The organism is Herbaspirillum sp. CF444 (assembly GCF_000282135.1).
Taxonomy (GTDB): Bacteria; Pseudomonadota; Gammaproteobacteria; order Burkholderiales; family Burkholderiaceae_D; genus Herbaspirillum.
This window is the reverse complement of the sequence record NZ_AKJW01000018.1, coordinates 275,476-294,272: the sequence shown is the minus strand read 5'-3', so window position 1 is coordinate 294,272 and position 18,797 is coordinate 275,476. Positions and strand designations below refer to the sequence as shown.

The window sequence follows — 18,797 nt, the reverse complement described above, 5'->3', positions numbered from 1 at the left end:
ACAAAATCTGAAAATTACTGCGGCCGATACCAATGCAGGCGCGCCACCATCAGCGCCGAAATGATCGCCGGCACGGCTGCCGCCACGAACAAGGAACTGTTGGCCCATTGCATGGCAATCAGTTGGCCGCCGATCACCGGTCCCAGCACCGAACCGATGCGACCGATACCCAGCGCCCAGCCGATGCCGGTCGAGCGCAACTGGGTCGGATAGAAAGTCCCGGCCAGCGCATTGACCGCCGGCTGACCGCCCACCACGCAGAAACCGGCCACCACCACGCTGACGAACAGCAGCACCGGCATCGTCGCCACATGGCCGATCAATGCAATGAACACGCAGGCGACAACGAAGCAGCTGCCCAGCACTTTGGTAAAACCGAAGCGATTGATGAACCAGCCCAGCGTCAGCGTGCCGACGATGCCGCCGACTTGCAGCGAAGTACCGATCAGCACCGCGGTGCCGGTCGAATAACCCGCATCCTTGATCAGCGTCGGCAGCCAGTTGGACAAAAAATACAGGTTGATCAGATTCATGAAGCTGATCAGCCACAGCAGCACGGTGACGCCGGCGCGGCCATCGCGGAACAGCTCCGCCACCGGCATGCCGTCGTTCCTGGTTTCCTTGACCACCACGGTGCTGGCGTCATTGACGTGCAAACCCGGCTGTACCTTGTTGAGCCAGCGCGCGACCTGCGACATCGGCCGTTTGCGCAGCACCAGGAACTGTATCGATTCCGGCAACCAGAGCAGCATCGCCACGCCGAGCGCCGCCGGAATCAGGCCGCCGACCAGAAACACCGAGCGCCAGCCGAAAGCCGGGATCAGCGCTGCACTGACGAAGCCGCCCACCGCCGCGCCGACCGTGAATCCGCACGACACCAGCATCATGCGCGTCACGCGTTTGCTGTTGGGACTGAACTCGCCGACCAGCGCCATCGCATTGGGCATGATGCTGCCGAGGCCGAAGCCGGTGATGAAGCGCAGCACCAGCAACTCGTCGATGCTCTGCACGCGCGTGGTCAGCAGCATGCAGATGGCAAAGAAGAAAGTGGAAACGATCAGGACAGGACGGCGCCCGTACTTGTCGCCCACGGGCGTGAGCACCAGCGAGCCGAGCAACATGCCGAACAGACCCGCGCCGAACACCGGACCGAGGCTGGCCTTGTTGACATGCCAGTCGCCGATGATGGCCGGCGCGACATAGCCCATGGCCTGGATATCGAAACCGTCGATGATCAGGCACAGGCCGCACAACAGCAACAGCCCGAATTGAAACGTGCCGAAACGGCTCTGCTCGACGACCTGGTCGACATTGATCACGTCAGATTGCATCTGTGCTCCTCCTGATTGGTTGTGGATTTACGCGGCTTGCCGGCATGACAACTTGTCGAGCGACGCCGCGTTTTTTATGAATGATGCAATGATCCGACTTTTACGATATAAATGGGAAAATGTAGCTCATTGATAATATGAATAATGGTTGGATGAGCATGATCGAGCCCAAAGATATCGACCTCAATTTGCTGGTGGTGTTTCAGGAAGTCTTCCAGGACCGCCAGATCTCTTCCGTGGCGCGCCGCCTCAACCTGTCGCAGCCGGCGGTCAGCAATGCGCTGGCGCGCCTGCGCCGCACCTTCGGCGATGCACTCTTCGTACGCACGGCGCAAGGCATGCAGCCGACGCCGTTCGCCCAGCAACTGGCCGAGCCGGTGGCGTCGGCGCTGATCCATGTGTCCAAGGCGCTGAACCGGCAGGAAGCCTTTTCGCCGGAGACCAGCGAGCGCCATTTCACGATCGCCATGACCGACGTCGGCGAGGTGTACTTCATGCCGGTGCTGATCGAACAATGCAGCCGCCTGGCGCCGGGCATCCAGATCAGCACGGTGCGCGCCGGCGCGATCGACCTGAAGACCGAGATGGAATCGGGTCGCGTCGATCTCGCCATCGGCGCTTTCGACAATGTGTCCGGCGCCTTGTATCAGCGCCGCCTGTTTCGCCAGAACTACGTCAGCATGTTTCGGCAAGGGCATCCGCTGGCAGACAAAAAAACCACCATCAGGGAATTCCTGGCGGCACGGCATCTGGTGGTGTCCTCGCTGGAAAGTCCCTACGACCGCATCAACCAGAACCTGGAAAAAGCCGGCATCCGACCGAACGTGCACTTTCGCGTGCCGCACTTCACCGCCGTGCCTTACATCGTCAGCACCACCGACCTGATCGTCACTGTCCCGCAAAAGCTGGCCGAAAGCGCCGCGCAGCCGTTCAACCTACAATACATTCGTCCGCCGCTGCGACTGCCGTCCTTGCAAACCAACATCTTCTGGCACCGCCGCTTCAATCAGGACGAAGGCAATCAATGGCTGCGCGGCTTCATCTCGGAGCATTTTGCCGAATGAGAATATAGGAGACGCAACGATGCATTACCTCCACTACGACCGCGAACAACTCGACCGTCAATACAATGTGCGCGCCGGCATACCGCGTTTTCAGGACATCTTCGACCGCTGGAACCAGCAGGCAGGCGACTATCGCCGACAACTGAGCCGCCTGCCGCCCATGCGCAGCAATCTGCACTACGGCACGCACCGGCTGCAAACCCTGGATTATTTCCCGGTCGCCGAGGCCGATGCGCCGCTGCTCGTTTTCGTGCACGGCGGCTACTGGCGCTCGCTCGACAAGAACGACTTCAGCCATCTCGCCGAGGCTTACCGGCAAGCCGGCATCGCCGTGGCCATGATCAACTATCGCCTGGCGCCGGAAGTCGACATCCCTGAAATCGTCGCCGACGTGCGTGCGGCCTTCGGCTGGCTGTACCGGCAAGCGGCGGCGTTCGGCTTCGATGCCGAGCGCATTCACGTGGTGGGGCATTCCGCCGGCGGCCACCTGGCGGCGGAGCTGGCAAGCACCGACTGGCACCGCGCCGGTCTTCCCGCGGACGCGATCAAAGGCCTGTGCGGCGTCAGCGGTCTTTACGACCTGGAACCGATACGCCTGTGTTATCTCAACGAGACCCTGCAGCTGGATGCGACACAGGTCGGCCAGTACAGTCCGCTGCACCATTTGCCGACGGCGCCGATGCGCGTGATCCTGACGGCGGGAGGCGCGGAATCGGCGGAGTTCCACCGGCAAAAAAACGCCTACGCGCTGGCCCTGCACGCCGCCGGTTTTCCGGTGCAGCAAGTGAAGCTGGCGGACGGCCATCACTTGGATGTCATCGACAAGCTGGCCGACGGCAACTGCGATCTGGCGCGCACCATCATCGCCATGATCGGCAAGTGAGTCCTCCCGAACGGCAAGAGTAAAAGAAGGCAGGTGGTATCATCTGCCTTCTTCGAGTCGCGTCTCCCGCAATATCCGCCTGTCATGGCAAAACACTTGCACGATCAGGGACCGCACTCCGCTTTTTTCACCTTGTTATGCGCTCTGCATGTTTCCATGCCAAGAGCCTGATGCCTGATTGAGTTTCATTGATGTCCCGTCCTCCCTTGCTGCAAATCATCCCTCTGGCCGCGCTGACCGGCGTCGGCATGCTCGCGACCGACCTGTACCTCCCTGCACTGCCGCATCTCGCCCACGATCTCGGCAGCGACGTGCCGACCGTGCAGGCGACGATTTCTTCTTTCATGATCGCGCTGGCCTTGTCGCAATTGTTCTGGGGCGCCGTCGCCGACAAACTCGGCATGCGCAATACCCTGCTGGCCGGAATCGCCTTGCTGGCGGCGACCGGCGTGGCCTGCGCCTTGGCTGCGGATGTCGACGCGCTGATCGTCTATCGCACCATCCAGGGTGTCGGCGCAGGCGCGGCGACGGTGGTGGTGCCGGTGTTGTTGCGGCGGCGCTTCACCGACGCCGACGCGGTGCGCGCGATTTCGTGGGTCAGCATTGCAGAGTCCATCATCCCGGCGATTGCGCCGGTCATCGGCACCGGCATCCTGCTGGTGTCGGGCTGGCGCGGCAACTTCTGGCTGGTGGCGGTGCTGGCGCTGATCCTGCTGCCGTTCATCCTGGCGCTGGTGCCGGGGCGGCAAGTGCTGCATGCGCCCGATGAAACCGTCAGCTACCCCGCCCTGTTGCAAAACCGCGCCTTCCTGCGCGACGCCACGGTCTACGGGCTGACCTTCGGCGCGCTGGTGACCTTCGTCGCCAGCGCGCCGCATCTGATCGAACAATGGAGCGGACGCGGTCCCGCCATCTTTGCATTGATGCAAGTCTGCGGCGTCTCGTCCTTCATCGTCGCCGCCTCGCGCGCCGGCGCCATGGCGCATCGTTGCGGCACCTACAAACTGATGAAAGCGGGCGCCATCGTCCAACTGTTCTCGGTGGCCGGACTGATCGCGCTGGGCCTGCTGGACGTGCGCCACGTCGCTCCGCTGATCGCGTGCTGGATGCTGTTCTGCGGCGGTCTCGGCCTGCGCGGCCCCTCGACCGTCACGCGTGCGCTGTCGGTGCCGAAGTCGCTGACCAGCCTGGCGTCGGGATTCCTGATGTTCCTCGCGTTGACGCTGTCGGGCATCGGCACGCAGATCGCCGGCTTCCTCCTGCATGACGGGCTGCTGCCGGTGGCTTTGCTGGTCGCCGCCATGATTCTGGCCAGCATGGTGTTGCAAAAAGACACGGCACGCGCCTGAAACGGCCATTTGCAACCTACCGGATACATTCAGGAATAATTCTCATTCCCTTGATCATTTATAATAGAGCGCTTTAGCAAAACGCCTTCCGCTCGCTGGTTTCCTCGCTGCCGGCCAATAAGAGAAAAAACATGTTCAAGAAAATCTGGTTCCAGGTGCACTGGTTCATCGGCATTACCGCCGGTACTGTTCTGATGGCGATCGGCGTGTCCGGCGCCATCCTGTCTTTCCGTGAAGAAATTACCGACTGGCTCAATCCCGGCATCGTCCATGTTGCCGTACGTCAGCAAGCGGTGCTGGCGCCGCAACAGATTCTGGAACGCCTGCGCGCCGACGTCCCGCATGAGCGCGTCGCCAACCTGACGCTGTTCACCGAACCGGGCGCTTCCGCCCGCATCAACTTTGCACCGCCGCCGGGCGTGCGCCGCGGCGAAATGCGTTACGCCGATCCTTATACCGGCGCCTTGCTGCCGCCGTTGTCGGGCAACGATTTCTTCGAGTTCATCGAACGCTTCCACCGCTGGCTGCTGCTGCCGGTCGACAACGGCAAGATCGTCGCCGGCAGTCTGTCGATGTGCCTGCTGGTGCTGGCGCTGTCGGGCCTGTACATGCGCTGGCCGCGCCGCGCGCTGAACTGGCGCGCCTGGTTCAGGCTCGATTTCGGCCTCACCGGCCGCTCTTTCCTGTGGAACCTGCACTCGGTAATCGGCACCTGGGCGCTGGTGATGTACGTGATCTTCACGACCACCGGCATGTATTGGGCGTTCGACTGGTTCAAGTCCGGCGTCAACAGCCTGGCCGGACAGGAGACGCCGGTGCGTGCGCAGCAACCCAAAGGCGCCAAACGCGACAAGCCCAAAGGCATGGGCATGAACATGGAGAAGGACAAGGAAAAAGACCAGGCCGAAAAGAGCGAATCTGCACCGCTCGACGTTACGCTGGCCTGGACCACCTTCCTGGGCGAAGCCGGCAACTACACGCTGGTCAGCATGCGTCTGCCTGAAAAAGCCACGCAGCCGGTCCAGTTCAACTACCTGTTGCCCGACGCCTCGCACGAACGCGCGCGCAATCGCCTGAACGTATTGCCGCAGACCGGCGAGATCAAGCTCAACGAGCGCTTCGCCGACAAGAGTACGGGCGGCCTCTTCATCGGCGCGATCTATCCGCTGCACATGGGCACCTACTTCGGCTTGCCGGGCCGCATCGTCATGACGATCGCCGCGCTGATCATGCCGCTGTTCGGCATCACCGGCTGGATGCTATACCTCGACCGCCGCCGCAAAAAGCGCGCCGTCCGCGCCGAACGCGCGCTGCTCGACCAGAGCAAGACTGCCGCTTCAACCGGTGCGCAAAACGACAACAAGGAAGCCGTCCTGCTGGCCTACGCCACGCAAGCCGGCCAGGCCGAACGCATCGCCCTGCACACGGCAGCCGCATTGCAAAAAGCCGGCGTCGCCGTCGTCGTGCAATCGCTGGCGACGCTGGACCCCGAACGGCTGCGCCATTTCCACCGCGTGCTGTTCGTGGTCAGTACCTTCGGCGAAGGCGAACCGCCCGACAGTGCGCGCCGCTTTGCCAAACAACTGGCGCACCAGCAAGGCAGCACCCTGGGCCATGTCAGATACGGCATGCTGGCGCTGGGCGATCGTCACTATGAAAAATTCTGCGGCTTCGGCCACACGCTCGATCACTGGCTGCGCAACCAGGGCGCCGAGGCGTTCTTCCCGATGATCGAAGTCGACGACAACGCCGCAGCCGGCATGGCCAAGTGGCAGCACGAGTTGAGCGCACTGACCGGCGGCGCGCCGCTGGAAGAGGAAATCGCCGCACCGGCAACGGATGCCGCCTACGGCGCCTGGACGCTGCGCACACGCACGCTGCTCAACGCCGGCAGCTGCGGCCACGGTATCTATCATCTGGAGTTCGATGCGCCCTCGGCGCGCGCGCTGAACTGGCAATCCGGCGCGCTCGTGGAAGTCCTGCCGCGCCACGCCGACGATCGCGTCGCGCTGTTCCTCTCGCGCACTGCGCTCGACGGCAAGACCGAGGTGCAGCATCAAGGCACGGCGCGTACGCTGGCAGATGCGCTTGCACGCAGCGTATTACCTGCGACGGGCAACTTGCCTTCCGGCATCACGGCGCAAGGATTGAGCGATGGCTTGCAGGCGCTGGCCTCACGCAAGTACTCCGTCGCGTCGATTCCAGCGGATGGCCGCGTGCACTTGCTGGTGCGCCAAGCGGTGCATGAAGACGGTCTCGGCATCGCCTCCGGCTGGCTGACCGAGTACGCGCCGCCGGGCAGCGCCATCGACATGCGCCTGCTGGAAAACGGCAGCTTCTCGCTGGCGCCGGAAGCGGTCCCGGCCATCTTCATCGGCAACGGCTCCGGCCTCGCCGGCCTGCGCAGCCATCTGCGCGCACGCGTGCAACTCGGCCTGCGCCGCAACTGGCTGCTGTTCGGCGAACGCAAACGCGAACACGACTTCCTCTATCGCGCAGAGATCGAACAATGGATGCAGGCCGACATGCTCAGCCGCGTCGATCTGGCCTTCTCGCGCGACCAGGCCGAACGCGTCTACGTGCAGGACAAGCTGCGCCAGGCCGCCGACATGCTCATCGCATGGATAGAAGAAGGCGCCGTGCTGTACGTCTGCGGCAGCCTCGACGGCATGGCTGCCGGCGTGGACGCGGCGCTTGCCGACATCCTTGGCGAAGCGGCGCTGGACGATCTCATTGCGCAAGGCCGCTACCGCAGGGACGTTTACTAAGCGTCTGCTAAACTTCTGCCTTTGCCTGCCGCAGGCTGAATTCCGCCTGCGGCAGTGCCCACATCACGGCATCCATCACCATCGGCACCGCGCCGGCTTCCACGCACAGGCACAGCTGCATGCGGCGCGCATGATCCAGCGGCGACATGCGCATGAAGCACACGCAATGGCCGCAGCTTTGCATCACCACCTGCCGCAGGCGCGTGACATCTTCCCTTTCCACCGTAATCTGCATCATGCGCTCGCGCTGCTTCGGCAACGAGGGTCGCCCGGGCAAGACGGGCATGCGCAACACGGGCGCCTTCTGCGGCGCGGATGAAAAAACCGGCAAGGTTTCCGGAAAAAGCAATCTGTTCACCAGCGATGAACGCTTGCGCCACACCATCGGATACATAGCAATCCTGTTGTCTAGTCTTGGTGCAACAAGCTTAGCCACGCCGCCGTAAAGCCCGTCTAAAAAGAACGAGACTCCCAGTAAACAAGTCATAAAAATGCACCGCATTACAACACGCGTGTCAGCACTCGCCGCCTTTTGCTGTAGGACGCCGCCGATTCGTGACCGGAACGCTCTCAGTTGACGGCAAGCACGCAAAAACTGGGCATATACTCGACTTGTCATCGTAGAACTCATTTCATCAATAGGCGTGAGATGCGTTCTTTCCACCCCGACCAGGCCGGTCATCGCGTCTTGCCGAATAAGCGAAGATGAAACAAAAAAACCTCAGAGACATCATCGACCATTGCTCCTTCCTCCCGGGCTGCCTGCTGCTGGCCCTGCTGCTGGCCGGCTGCGGCTCGCTGCCGCGCATCGTGCCCGACATGGACAGCCAGCCGGCCAAGGTCATACAGATCAAGGGCGGGCGCGGCATCCTCACGCCCGAACAAAGCCAGGCGGCGCTCGACAAGCTCAAGAACGGCAAGCAAGACAACCAGGACAACCTGATCCTGGAAAAACATCTCGCGGTCGAGGAAGCCGTCACCGGTTCGCCGCTGGTGGCCGGCAACAAGGTCACCCTGCTGATCGACGGCCCCGCCACCTATGCCTCCATGTTTGCGGCGATCCGCGAGGCGCGCGACCACATCAACATGGAAACCTATATCTTTGAAAACGACGACACCGGCAAGCAATTCGCCGACCTGCTGATCGACAAGCAGAAGCACGGCGTCCAGGTCAACCTGATCTACGACAGCGTCGGCACCCTGAACACCCCGCGCGAATTCTTCCAGCCATTGACCGATGCCGGCATCCAGGTGCTCGAATTCAATCCGGTCAATCCCGCGCTGGCGCGCAAGGGATGGGAAGTCAATCAACGCGATCACCGCAAACTGCTGATCGTCGACGGCAAGATCGCCTTCGTCGGGGGCATCAACATCAGCAGCGTGTATTCCAGCGGATCGTTCCGCAAGCGCAAGCCGAAGGATGAGGACAATCCAAACAAAGTGCCCTGGCGCGATACCCAGGTGCGCATGGACGGCCCTGTGGTTGCCGAATTCCAGAAACTGTTCATCGACACCTGGGAAAAACAGCATGGGCCGGCGCTTGCCAGGAAGAACTACTATCCGAAAATCGCCAATCAGGGCAACGACATCGTGCGCGCCATCGGCAGCTCGCCCGACGATCCGTACAGCGTGATCTATGCGACCTTCATCTCGGCCATCCAGCATGCCGAATCCAGGGTCTACCTGACCAACGCCTACTTCATTCCCGATCCGCAGCTGCGTGAAGCCTTGAAGAGCGCCGTCAAGCGCGGCGTCGACGTGCGCCTGGTGTTGCCGAGCAAGAGCGACTCGGCGCTGGTGCTGTATGCATCGCGCTCGTTCTATGCAGAACTGCTGGAAGGCGGCATCAGGATCTATGAACGCCAGGACGCGCTGCTGCATTCCAAGACCGCCATGATCGACGGCGTCTGGTCCACCATCGGCTCCACCAACCTCGACTGGCGCAGCTTCATCTACAATCAGGAAATCAACGCCGTCATCCTGGGTCCGCAATTCAGCGCCCAGATGCAGGCCATGTTCGACCGCGACATTGCGGCATCGAAAGAGATCACGCCCGAAGCCTGGAAAGACCGCCCCATCAGCGACCGCATGAAGGAATTCGGCGCCGGGCTGTGGGCGCGCTGGCTGTAGTCCGGACTATCGATCACCGTCCACGCAACAAGGAACGCCGCATGCACAGTTTTCAACTTCCGCCGTCGCCCGCATTTTTTACACGCTGCATTGCCCTGCTGACCGCTGCATGGCTGGCAGTGTTCTGCGTGTGCGCCACAGCGGCGGATATGCCTGCCGGCGCCGCCGCCCTGCAAGAGAAGTACCAATCGCTGCAACCGCAGCTGGCGCATAACCAGTTCGCCCGGCCCATCTACCTGAATTCAAGCGAGAGCGCGTCCGCCATCAAAGGCGACATCTATGCACTGTTGGACTACCCCTTCGCGCAAGTGCATGGCGCGCTGACTTCCCCGGCGCACTGGTGCGAGGTATTGATCCTGCACCTCAACACCAAGTACTGTCGCGTCGGCGCCGGACAGAACCCGGCGACGCTGGGCATGCGGGTCGGCAAAAAATTCGATCAGGCGCTGGAGGACACTTATCGTCTCGATTTCACTTACCGCGTGAGCGCCAGCGACGACGACTATTTCGACATCCGCCTCAACGCCGACAAAGGGCCGATCGATACCCGCGACTACCGCATCCAGCTGGAAGCGATCCCCACCGCCGACGGCCGCAGCTTCATCCACCTGATGTATTCCTACTCCTACGGCTTTGCCAGCCGCGTGGCTTTGCGTGCCTATCTGGCGACTGCCGGCAGCGACAAGGTCGGCTTCACCGTACTGGACAAATCCGGCGACGGCAAACCCAACTACGTCGGCGGCATGCGCGGCACGGTCGAGCGCAACACCATGCGCTATTACCTCGCCATCGACGCCTACCTGAGCGCTCTGGCGACACCGCCGGCGCAACAGCTGGAGCAGCGCCTGCAGACGTGGTTCAACGGCACCGAACGCTATCCGCGCCAGTTGCATGAGGTCGACAAGGGAGATTACCTGGCGATGAAGCGCAAGGAATATGCACGCCAGAATGGTGAAAAAACGCCGGACTGACGGGCCGTCATTGGCGTCATTGGCGTCATTGGCGTCATTAATAATGCATCCGGCGGCGCTCAGGTCTCCGCTTGCGCGCCGCCCAGATACCAGCGCGCTTCGATCTCGCCGGCCGACAAGGGCTGCGAATGCAGATAGCCCTGCACGATGTCGCAGCCGGCGGCACGCAGGAAGTCGTGCTGCTCCTGCGACTCCACGCCTTCGGCCACGACCTGCAGATGCAGCTTGTGCGCAATGGCAATGATGGCTTCGGTGATGGCGATGTCGTCGGCGTCGCCGGGAATGCCCTTGACGAAACTGCGGTCGATCTTGAGCGTGTCGAGCGGATATTGCTTGAGACTGGCCAGCGACGAATAACCGGTGCCGAAATCGTCCACCGAAATCGTCACGCCCAGTTCGCGCATGCGTTTGAGCAGCACCACCGCTTCCTGCGGATTTTGCATGATCGCGCCTTCGGTGATTTCCAGTTCCAGCATCGCCGACGGCAGGCCGCTTTGCGCCAGCGCGTTGTCGATGGTCGACAGCAGATCGTCGGAAGAAAACTGGCGCGGAGACAGGTTCACCGCGATGCGGCCGAACTGGTAACCGCGATCGAGCCAGGCCTTGCCCTGGCGGCAGGCTTCGCGCAACACCCAGGCGCCCAGCGGCACGATCAGGCCGGTCTGCTCCGCCAGCGTGATGAACATGCCCGGCGCCACCAGCCCGCGCGTCGGATGGCGCCAGCGGATCAGGGCTTCGGCGCCGCAAATGGCGCCGTCGAGCGCCGAGAATTGCGGCTGGTAGTACAGCTCGAACTCTTTGCGCTCAATCGCATGGCGCAGGCTGTTTTCCAGCAGCATCTGCTCCAGCGCGTGATTGCTCATTTCCTTGTTGAACAACTGGAAGGCGTTCTTGCCGCGTTCCTTGGCGTGGTACATGGCGATGTCGGCGTTCTTCAGGATCGCGATGGCGTCTTCGCCGTGTTCCGGATAGGCGGCGCTGCCGATGCTGGCGCTGATGAACATTTCGTGGCCGTTCACCGTGAACGGCCGCAGGATGCTGTTGATCAGGCGCTGCGCGATCGCCGCAATCATTTCCTGCGGCGGCGAACCGCCCAGGATCACCACGAATTCATCGCCGCCGAAACGCGCCAGCACGTCGTCCGGACGCAGCTGTTCGCGCAGTCGCTCCGCCGCCGCCACCAGCAGCTGATCGCCGGCATGATGGCCGAGCGTGTCGTTGACGGTCTTGAAGCGGTCGAGATCGATGAAGAACAAGGCCAGCGTGTCGCCGGAGATCTGCGCCGCCTCGATCTGCTGCGCAAAAATCCGCATCAGGCTGTTGCGGTTGAGCAGGCCCGTCAGGCTGTCGTGGTCGGCCAGGAAGGCCAGCTTGTTTTCGGCTTCCTTGCGGATGGTGTTGTCGGTAAACACGCCGACGTAATTGGTGATGCCGCCCTGGTTGTCGCGGATCGCGGAAATCGACAGCCAGGCAGGATACCAGCTGCCGTCCTTGCGGCGGTCTTTCATCTCGCCCTGCCAGTGGCCGTCCGAGGCCAGGCGCTGCAGCATGCCGCGGTTGATCTCCGCTTGCGCACTGGGGCCGGTCATCATGCGCGAACGCTTGTCCATCGCCTCTTCCGGATGATAGCCGGTGATGCGCGTGAAGGCGGGATTGACGGCCAGGATGCGGAACTCGGCATCGGTGATCAGGATGCCTTCGCTGGTCGATTCGAACACGCGGTCGGCCAGACGCGACTGCCATTCGGACTGCACCTTCTGATTGACGTCGAGCGCCATCTCCACCAGCGCGGTGCCGCCTTCGTACTGGCACACGCTGCCGTGCACTTCCACCCAGCGGCGCGTACCGTCGCGGCCGAGGATGCGGTGGGTATAGCGCACGTGCTCCTCCGCGCCGGTCAGGCGCGCGTGCAGGTTTTCTTCCAGCAGGGCGAGATCTTCGGGTGCGGTCAGGTTGCCGATGTGCAGGCCGGTCAGGTCGGCGGCGCACTCGTAACCGAGCATGTTGGCCATCTTGTCGTTGGCATGCAGCACGGTGCCGTCGCTGCGCAGCATGTACACGCCCACCAGCGACTGATCGGCGAAATAACGGAAACTGCGCGCCAGATCGGCCGAGGGCGCGCGCACCTGCTGATGAAGATGGCAAGCGTAGGCGTGCGCGCGTGCATGCGCACCGCGGGCGCGCGCCGAACGGCCGTAGCGTGCCTGAATGGCGACGAACGCATTCGATAATCGTCTTTGCAATGCTCTCAAGCTTTTTTCCCGTATCAGGCCCGGCCGCGAACCTGTTGCCGGTTGCGTGCCATCGCCTGTGTCTCCAAAGATATTTTTTTATATGTCTTCCCAGTGGGAAGATGGCCGGCCCGTCTTCAGTGCCGGTGCGACGCCGTCGCACGGTAGCGCCGTGATGCGGCGGTCCATGCGCCCTGCTTTTTGTCGTGCATTTTGCGCGCAGGCGCTAGATTAGCATGCCCGCCGCGCCCGCCTCACGATTCCACGTCAAAATAACAGCGCCGGCTTACGCCGGGCTTGCTGAGTTTCCGTGCGTCACTATTGGAGGAAGATCCCGGCGAAAGCGATGCGCTTTCCGGAGGACTTATTGGAGGTCTTCCAGGCTGAGGGAAATGTACTGGCGCAGGCCGGGCTCGGCCAGTTTCTTCTTGACCGCCTCGGCGATGCGCGCGCGGTGTTCGGTATACAGTGCAACGATGTTGTTGCTGGTGAGGCCGCCGATGGAAATCAGCGTCGCGCGGGAAACGAAACCCGGCAGCACCGTGCCGTTGTTGCGGATGATGAAGGTCACGCGGTCGTCGCCGGTATCCTTGGGGCTTTCAAGCAAAAACTGTTGTTTCGACATGCAACGGCATCAACTGAATCATGAACGGGCCGCATCGTAACATACCCCGGACAAGATCGCACTGCGGAAAGTACGCCTGCAGGCCGCAACCCCTCACCGTTTCATATCGGCAAAAATATAGCCGGTAATCGGCGATGAGCACGCACGCCCTGGCGCATTTTCGTTATGATCGGTGCAGCTATAGTCACGCCCCATCAAGACAAAGGACATCCCATGCTCACCAGCGCCCGCAATGAATTCTCCGGAAAAGTGACCGCCATCCACGACGGCGCGGTCAACGACGAAATCGAAATCACGCTCGGCGGCGGCGACCGCCTGGTAGCCGTCATCACGCGCACCAGCACCAAATCGCTCGGCCTGCAAGTCGGCAGCGACGCCATCGCGCTGATCAAGGCGCCGTGGGTCATCCTGTCGGTGCCGGACAACGGCATCAAGCTGTCGACCCGCAATCGCCTGGAAGGCACAATCAAGTCCGTCAAACCAGGCGCGGTCAACACCGAAGTCGAAATCAGCCTCAAGGGCGGCCAGACGCTGGCGGCGATCATCACCCAGGCAAGCGCCGAGTCGCTGGGCCTGGCGACCGGCAAGCCTGTGGTCGCCTTCTTCAAGGCGTCGCACGTCATCGTCGGCGTGAAGGCATAGTTCCGATAGCAAACCGACAATCTCACTGCGCGAGCAGGGCCGTAACCGATCGTTGCAGCACGCTCCGCATTTCAGCCAGGCCTGCGCCTGGCTTTTTGATTGCCTGCTCCTCCTTGCTTGCAATGGCCAATCGTTGTATACGTTAAAATATAGCGAAGCATTTCCCGCCGATGCGGCTACAGCCAAAGCAACAGGAAGAAGAGATGAAGAAAGTGCTGGCATTACGTCATGTCTCGTTTGAGAACCTTGGACAACTGGAACCCCTGCTGAAGAAGCGCGGCTTCGAGGTCTGCTATTTCGAAGTGGGCGTGGACTCTTTCCCGGCCATCTCGCCGCTGGACGCCGATCTGGTGGTGGTGCTGGGCGGCCCGATCGCGGTCTACGACATGGACGCCTATCCCTACCTGCGCGCCGAAATCGCCTGGCTGCGCGCGCGCCTGCTGGACGACCTGCCGACGCTGGGCATCTGCCTCGGCGCGCAGTTGATGGCGGCGGCGCTGCACGCGCGCGTCTATCCGGGCACGTCGGGCAAGGAGATCGGCTGGGGGCCTTTGCAACCGGGCGAACACGCCGGAGAAATCCCGTGCATTGAAGAATTGATCGGCAACGACACCCACGTGCTGCACTGGCACGGCGATACCTTCGACCTGCCGGAAGGAGCGAAGCACCTGGCCGCGACCGACCGCTATCGCAACCAGGCGTTTTCGTGGGGACGCAATTGCCTGGCGCTGCAGTTCCATCCGGAGTTCGACGTACGCATGGTGGAGCAATGGCTGATCGGCCATGCCCATGAAATCGCCCACACGCAGGAAGCCAGCCTGGCCGGCCTGCGTTCCGGGACGCTGCAATACGGGCGCAGTTTCCAGAACGCCTCTCACGCTTTCTGGAACGGCTGGCTGGCCAGCATCGGCACGCCAGCCGCGGCAAAACACAACACTGCGCGCAACATCGCCGAACAGGCCGGATAGACGCCGCCTCAGTCCGTCCCGGCCTGCTGCTCCAGGACCAGCCTGACCAGGTCCGGCAATTCGTCGAGATAGTCCTGGGTTTTCGGCAGCACATGCGCGATGCCGCAGCGCAGCGCTTCATTGACGTGCCACTCGTCGGAAAAACCGCTGCACATCACCGCAGGAATGTGCACGCCCTCTTCGCGCAGCTCATTGTAAAAATCCAGGCCGCTCATGTTGTCGTCGAGCTGGTAATCGATCACCAGCAAATCGAATCCGCCGTCGCGCACCATGCTGCGTGCCTGTACGATGCTGCCGGCGCTGTCGACCTTGTAGCCGCGCTTCTCCAGACGCCGCCGCGCCAGCATGCGCAGGCCCTCATCGTCTTCGATGATCAGGATGACGGGATCTGACGCAGTCATGTGCGGTTGCGTCCCGCCGTCGGGACTTTGATGATCTGCAGGAAAAATCCGAGGCGGCGCACTGCTTCGATAAAAGCCTCGTACTCCACCGGTTTGGTGATGTAGAGGTTGCAGCCGTAATCGTAGCAACGCTCGATCTCGCGCGGATCATCGGTGGTGGTCAGCATGATGATGGGAATCGTCGCGGTGACGTCGTTTTCCTTGAGTCGTTTGAGCACGTCGACGCCGTTCACGCGCGGCATGTTGACGTCCAGCAGAACGACGATGGAGTCGAAGCCCGGCTTGCTCGGCGCGCCGTCGGCATTGAAAAAATAATCCAGCGCCTCCTGCCCGTCCTTGAGGCGCAGGAAACCGTTCGACAGGCCGGCGCGACGCAGATTCTTTTCCACCAGCAGTGCATGACCGTCGTCGTCTTCGACCAGCAGAATGCCTACTTCTTCGCTATCAGCCATGAGTCCGTTCTCCTTGAGCAAGTTGGCTTGCGGGGCTGTCTGCCGGCTTCACCGGCAGCGAGGTATAGAACGTGGTGCCGACGCCTTCGGTGGATTCGACCCAGATCTTGCCGCCGTGACGCATCACGATGCGCTTGATCAGCGCCAGACCGACGCCCTCCCCTTGAGCCACGTCCGCATGCAGACGATTGAAAGCAGAAAACATTTTGCCGAGGTAATCGGCCGGAATGCCAAGGCCGTTGTCCTTGACGTAGTAGGTGCGGAAATCCGGCTGGCCGGGGTCCGACGGCAACACGCCGATCCGCACCGTGCCGGGACGCTTGGGATCGAGATAGTTGATGGCATTGCCGATCAGGTTGCCGAAAATCTGTTCAATCGCCGTCGGGTCGCCATAGCATGCCGGCAGCGGCTGCGACAGCACCACCGCCTCGCGCTGGCGAATGGTGGCGCTCATGGCGTCGATCACCCTCCCGACGATGTCGTTGACGTCGGTCATCTGCGACTGATATTCGACGCGCCCCACGCGCGACAGGCGCAGCATGGAATCGATGATGGACGCCGAACGCGAGACCGCCGTGCGGATGAATTTGAGCGACACTTCCACGTCGTCTTCAATCATGTCGTGGATGCGTTTCTTGTCGTTGTCGTTGAGATTGCTGTCGGAAATGGTGTCACGCATTTCCTTGATCGAATGATGCAGCTCCTTGCTGAAGCCCTGCAGATTGACCAGCGGCGAACGCAAGTCGTGCGACACGCTATAGATGAACATTTCATTGTCCTGCGTCTGCCGCTGCAGGTCCTCATTGACCAGCGCCAGTTCTCCCGCATGGCGCTCCAGCTGCTCGCGATAGACGCGCGCGTTGTCTTCGGCCTGCTTGAGACGCGCGTGGGTTTCATGCAAAACCCGGTCCAGTTCCGTGATCTCGTCGCTGCCGCCGACCGCCGTGGCCAGGGCGCCGCCTTCGCTGAGCTGCCTGGCATTATCGGTCAGCACCGCAAGACGGCCGCCGACGTCCTTGCTGAAGATCTTTGCCGCGACCGCCGCCGCCAGGACGGAGCCGAGCAAAGCCACCCACAGCGCAATGTTCTGCAGCCGGCGCGCCTCGACCGCACGCTGCTGACGCACATCGTCGAGCGCTCCTTCTACCTTGATGAAATCCGCCAGTTGGCGCTGGATGACCAGAATCAGGCGCAGCGTCGTCGGATCGCGCAACTCGGCCACCAGGTCGTCACGACGACCGCTCCTGAGCAATTCGATCTGCTTGTCGGTCCAGGCGCGGTATTCCTTCACCGATGCGCGGATCTGTTCCGTGGCGCGCAACTGCGCAGGATTGTCGACGACGAGATCGCGCAGCTCGTTGATTTCTTTTTCGATACTCTCCCACAGATCCGTCTTTTCGAGACCGCCGGGATCGTTGAGGATGATGGCTGCCCGCAGGCGCGCCGATTGCAGCAACACCGGCTCGCGCACTTCCGCGGCCTGGATGATGACGTCCTTGGTATGCAAGGTCCGCGCCTCGGCTTGCGTGGCGTTTTCCTGGCTCTTGTACAACACCCCCAGCAAACCCAATTCAAACAGGCCAGGAATCGCAACCAGCAACAGACCTTTTTTGAACAGTTTCATAAACGGCTTCTCTCTCCGGAAAAACACGTCAAAAATGGATCGGACCGCCCCCGGACTCCAGCCTGCCGTCCCGAATTTCTGATTTTTATTTTAAGGAAGCATCCGGACTCGCTCGGATCAATGCACCTCTTGCATTTACGTCATCGAAAGTTACGCTGATGCCAACAAGTTATGCTCTGGCATCGTCTCACAAACAATTTCAAACCGCCATTGATTTTTGTGCCGCCGATGAAAGGAAGGCGACGCGCGATGCGGCAGAACGCAACTTGAAACAGTGTTACTCAATTTGCAATGCAAAGCAGCAACGACGGAAAGCCCGACGCAATTTTATTCCGGCGGCTGTTCCAGCAATTGCTGCATCACGTCGCGCGTGGGCGGCATGGCATGCGTGGCGATCTTGACCATCGAGCCCCATTCGATCCAGTCGCGGGCGGTGCGATCGCAGATGGCGATCACGTGATCGACTTCGCCGGCCAGCGGCAGGCCTGCATCGAGCAGCGCCTGCAGAGCAGCCAGCCGATCCTGCTCGGCGGCCACGCAATAGTCGGCCACCGCGCCCGCCACGTGCAGCATCTGCGCCAGGCGCAACTGGCGCGACTCGTCATGGAGGCCGGATTGTTCCGGCGCCTCGTGATGCAACACCGCTTCGCAAAACAGGCGCGGGATGTCCCAGTCCTGCATCATCGCGGCGGCCAGTTCCAGATGGTGGTAGCCAAAGCGTGTTTTTTCCGCGGCGCGGAACTGTTCGGGATCGATGTCTTCGCTCAGCAACGCCGAGTAGCCCGCGGGGCGCGCCGACGCCAGGCCGAGCCGGCCGATATTGGCCAGCAGGCCGCTGGCGAACATCTCGCTGGGCGGCGCGTCGCCGTAGTATTCCGCCAGGGCCTGCGAGGCACAGGCCATCGCCACCGTCCGCGCCCAAAAGGTGGCGTAGTCGAATCCGGGGCAGGCGCCGTCATTGTCGTCGCGCCGCTCGGCGGTCAGCGAAATCGCCAGGGCCAGCTGGCGCACGGCATGCAAACCGATCATCAGCAGCACGTCCTTGCTCACCGCCACGATCGGCCGCCCCTTGTTGATCGAGGCACCATTGCCGATCTTGACGATGCGCCCGGCCAGCACCGGATCCGCCTGGATCTGCGTCACCAGCTCCGGCAGGGAGACGTCTTCCTGCCGGCACATGCGCATGATGTTGAGGCGCACGCCGCTGGGCGACGGCAGCGTATCGTCCTGTTTCAGGGCTTCGAAATCGATGGGATCAATGAAATTCGTCATAGCGGGCCATTTGCAAATCGGCGCCGTACATTTTGTTGGCGCGGTCCCATGATGTTATCAGTTACCGGAGGTGCAAAGCGAGGGTA

General features: G+C 61.9%; 16 protein-coding genes. 8 read left to right on the top strand and 8 right to left on the bottom strand.

Annotation, left to right across the window (positions count from 1 at the left end; all coding sequences use genetic code 11):
• Window positions 1-14 precede the first annotated feature (14 nt).
• Window positions 15-1,331 (bottom strand): MFS transporter, encoded by a 1,317-nt coding sequence (locus PMI16_RS04815; RefSeq protein WP_007876926.1) that lies wholly within the window; start codon window positions 1,329-1,331, stop codon window positions 15-17.
• Between the two features lie 152 nt (window positions 1,332-1,483).
• Between PMI16_RS04815 and PMI16_RS04810 the strand changes: the two genes are divergently transcribed.
• The 4 genes from PMI16_RS04810 to PMI16_RS04795 all read left to right on the top strand — a co-directional run bounded on the left by PMI16_RS04810 (window position 1,484) and on the right by PMI16_RS04795 (window position 7,395).
• A complete protein-coding gene (locus tag PMI16_RS04810; protein WP_034379143.1) occupies window positions 1,484-2,395 on the top strand; it encodes a LysR family transcriptional regulator in 912 nt (303 codons plus the stop codon).
• 19 nt (window positions 2,396-2,414) lie between these two features.
• Window positions 2,415-3,278, top strand: a complete 864-nt coding sequence (locus PMI16_RS04805; protein WP_007876922.1) for an alpha/beta hydrolase — start codon at window positions 2,415-2,417, stop codon at window positions 3,276-3,278.
• A gap of 191 nt (window positions 3,279-3,469) precedes the next feature.
• Entirely contained in the window at window positions 3,470-4,627 is a 1,158-nt protein-coding gene (locus PMI16_RS04800; RefSeq protein ID WP_007876921.1) for an MFS transporter, read from the top strand.
• A 131-nt stretch (window positions 4,628-4,758) separates the two neighbouring features.
• The gene (locus tag PMI16_RS04795) at window positions 4,759-7,395 is read left to right on the top strand and encodes a sulfite reductase flavoprotein subunit alpha (RefSeq protein WP_007876920.1); all 2,637 of its coding nucleotides are present in this window, start codon (window positions 4,759-4,761) and stop codon (window positions 7,393-7,395) included.
• A 7-nt stretch (window positions 7,396-7,402) separates the two neighbouring features.
• Here the strand turns inward: PMI16_RS04795 and PMI16_RS25715 are convergent, their stop codons facing one another.
• Window positions 7,403-8,077: a hypothetical protein gene (locus PMI16_RS25715; protein ID WP_157212521.1), complete on the bottom strand. Its 675-nt coding sequence runs from the start codon at window positions 8,075-8,077 to the stop codon at window positions 7,403-7,405.
• A gap of 23 nt (window positions 8,078-8,100) precedes the next feature.
• Between PMI16_RS25715 and cls the strand changes: the two genes are divergently transcribed.
• Both cls and PMI16_RS04780 read left to right on the top strand, forming a co-directional pair.
• The gene (gene cls, locus PMI16_RS04785) at window positions 8,101-9,525 is read left to right on the top strand and encodes a cardiolipin synthase (protein WP_007876918.1); all 1,425 of its coding nucleotides are present in this window, start codon (window positions 8,101-8,103) and stop codon (window positions 9,523-9,525) included.
• A gap of 41 nt (window positions 9,526-9,566) precedes the next feature.
• Window positions 9,567-10,496: a hypothetical protein gene (locus tag PMI16_RS04780; protein WP_007876917.1), complete on the top strand. Its 930-nt coding sequence runs from the start codon at window positions 9,567-9,569 to the stop codon at window positions 10,494-10,496.
• A 59-nt stretch (window positions 10,497-10,555) separates the two neighbouring features.
• Here the strand turns inward: PMI16_RS04780 and PMI16_RS04775 are convergent, their stop codons facing one another.
• Together PMI16_RS04775 and PMI16_RS04770 are read right to left on the bottom strand one after the other, a co-directional pair.
• Window positions 10,556-12,748 (bottom strand): putative bifunctional diguanylate cyclase/phosphodiesterase, encoded by a 2,193-nt coding sequence (locus PMI16_RS04775; RefSeq protein ID WP_237719784.1) that lies wholly within the window; start codon window positions 12,746-12,748, stop codon window positions 10,556-10,558.
• 343 nt (window positions 12,749-13,091) lie between these two features.
• The gene (locus tag PMI16_RS04770; RefSeq protein WP_007876915.1) at window positions 13,092-13,352 is read right to left on the bottom strand and encodes a DUF1488 family protein; all 261 of its coding nucleotides are present in this window, start codon (window positions 13,350-13,352) and stop codon (window positions 13,092-13,094) included.
• A gap of 213 nt (window positions 13,353-13,565) precedes the next feature.
• Here PMI16_RS04770 and PMI16_RS04765 point away from each other — a divergent pair, with 213 nt between their 5' ends.
• Together PMI16_RS04765 and PMI16_RS04760 are read left to right on the top strand one after the other, a co-directional pair.
• Entirely contained in the window at window positions 13,566-13,994 is a 429-nt protein-coding gene (locus PMI16_RS04765) for a TOBE domain-containing protein (RefSeq protein WP_007876913.1), read from the top strand.
• Between the two features lie 203 nt (window positions 13,995-14,197).
• Entirely contained in the window at window positions 14,198-14,962 is a 765-nt protein-coding gene (locus PMI16_RS04760; RefSeq protein ID WP_007876911.1) for a glutamine amidotransferase, read from the top strand.
• Window positions 14,963-14,970: 8 nt separating this feature from the next.
• Here the strand turns inward: PMI16_RS04760 and PMI16_RS04755 are convergent, their stop codons facing one another.
• The 4 genes from PMI16_RS04755 to PMI16_RS04740 form a co-directional block, all read right to left on the bottom strand.
• Window positions 14,971-15,363: a response regulator gene (locus PMI16_RS04755; protein ID WP_007876909.1), complete on the bottom strand. Its 393-nt coding sequence runs from the start codon at window positions 15,361-15,363 to the stop codon at window positions 14,971-14,973.
• Window positions 15,360-15,815 (bottom strand): response regulator, encoded by a 456-nt coding sequence (locus PMI16_RS04750; protein ID WP_007876907.1) that lies wholly within the window; start codon window positions 15,813-15,815, stop codon window positions 15,360-15,362. Before PMI16_RS04750 ends, PMI16_RS04755 begins: the two co-directional genes overlap by 4 nt.
• Window positions 15,808-17,439, bottom strand: coding sequence for a sensor histidine kinase (locus PMI16_RS04745; protein WP_007876905.1), 1,632 nt, complete (start codon window positions 17,437-17,439; stop codon window positions 15,808-15,810). Before PMI16_RS04745 ends, PMI16_RS04750 begins: the two co-directional genes overlap by 8 nt.
• 327 nt (window positions 17,440-17,766) lie before the next feature.
• A complete protein-coding gene (locus PMI16_RS04740; protein ID WP_007876904.1) occupies window positions 17,767-18,711 on the bottom strand; it encodes an HDOD domain-containing protein in 945 nt (314 codons plus the stop codon).
• Between the last annotated feature and the right edge of the window lie 86 nt (window positions 18,712-18,797).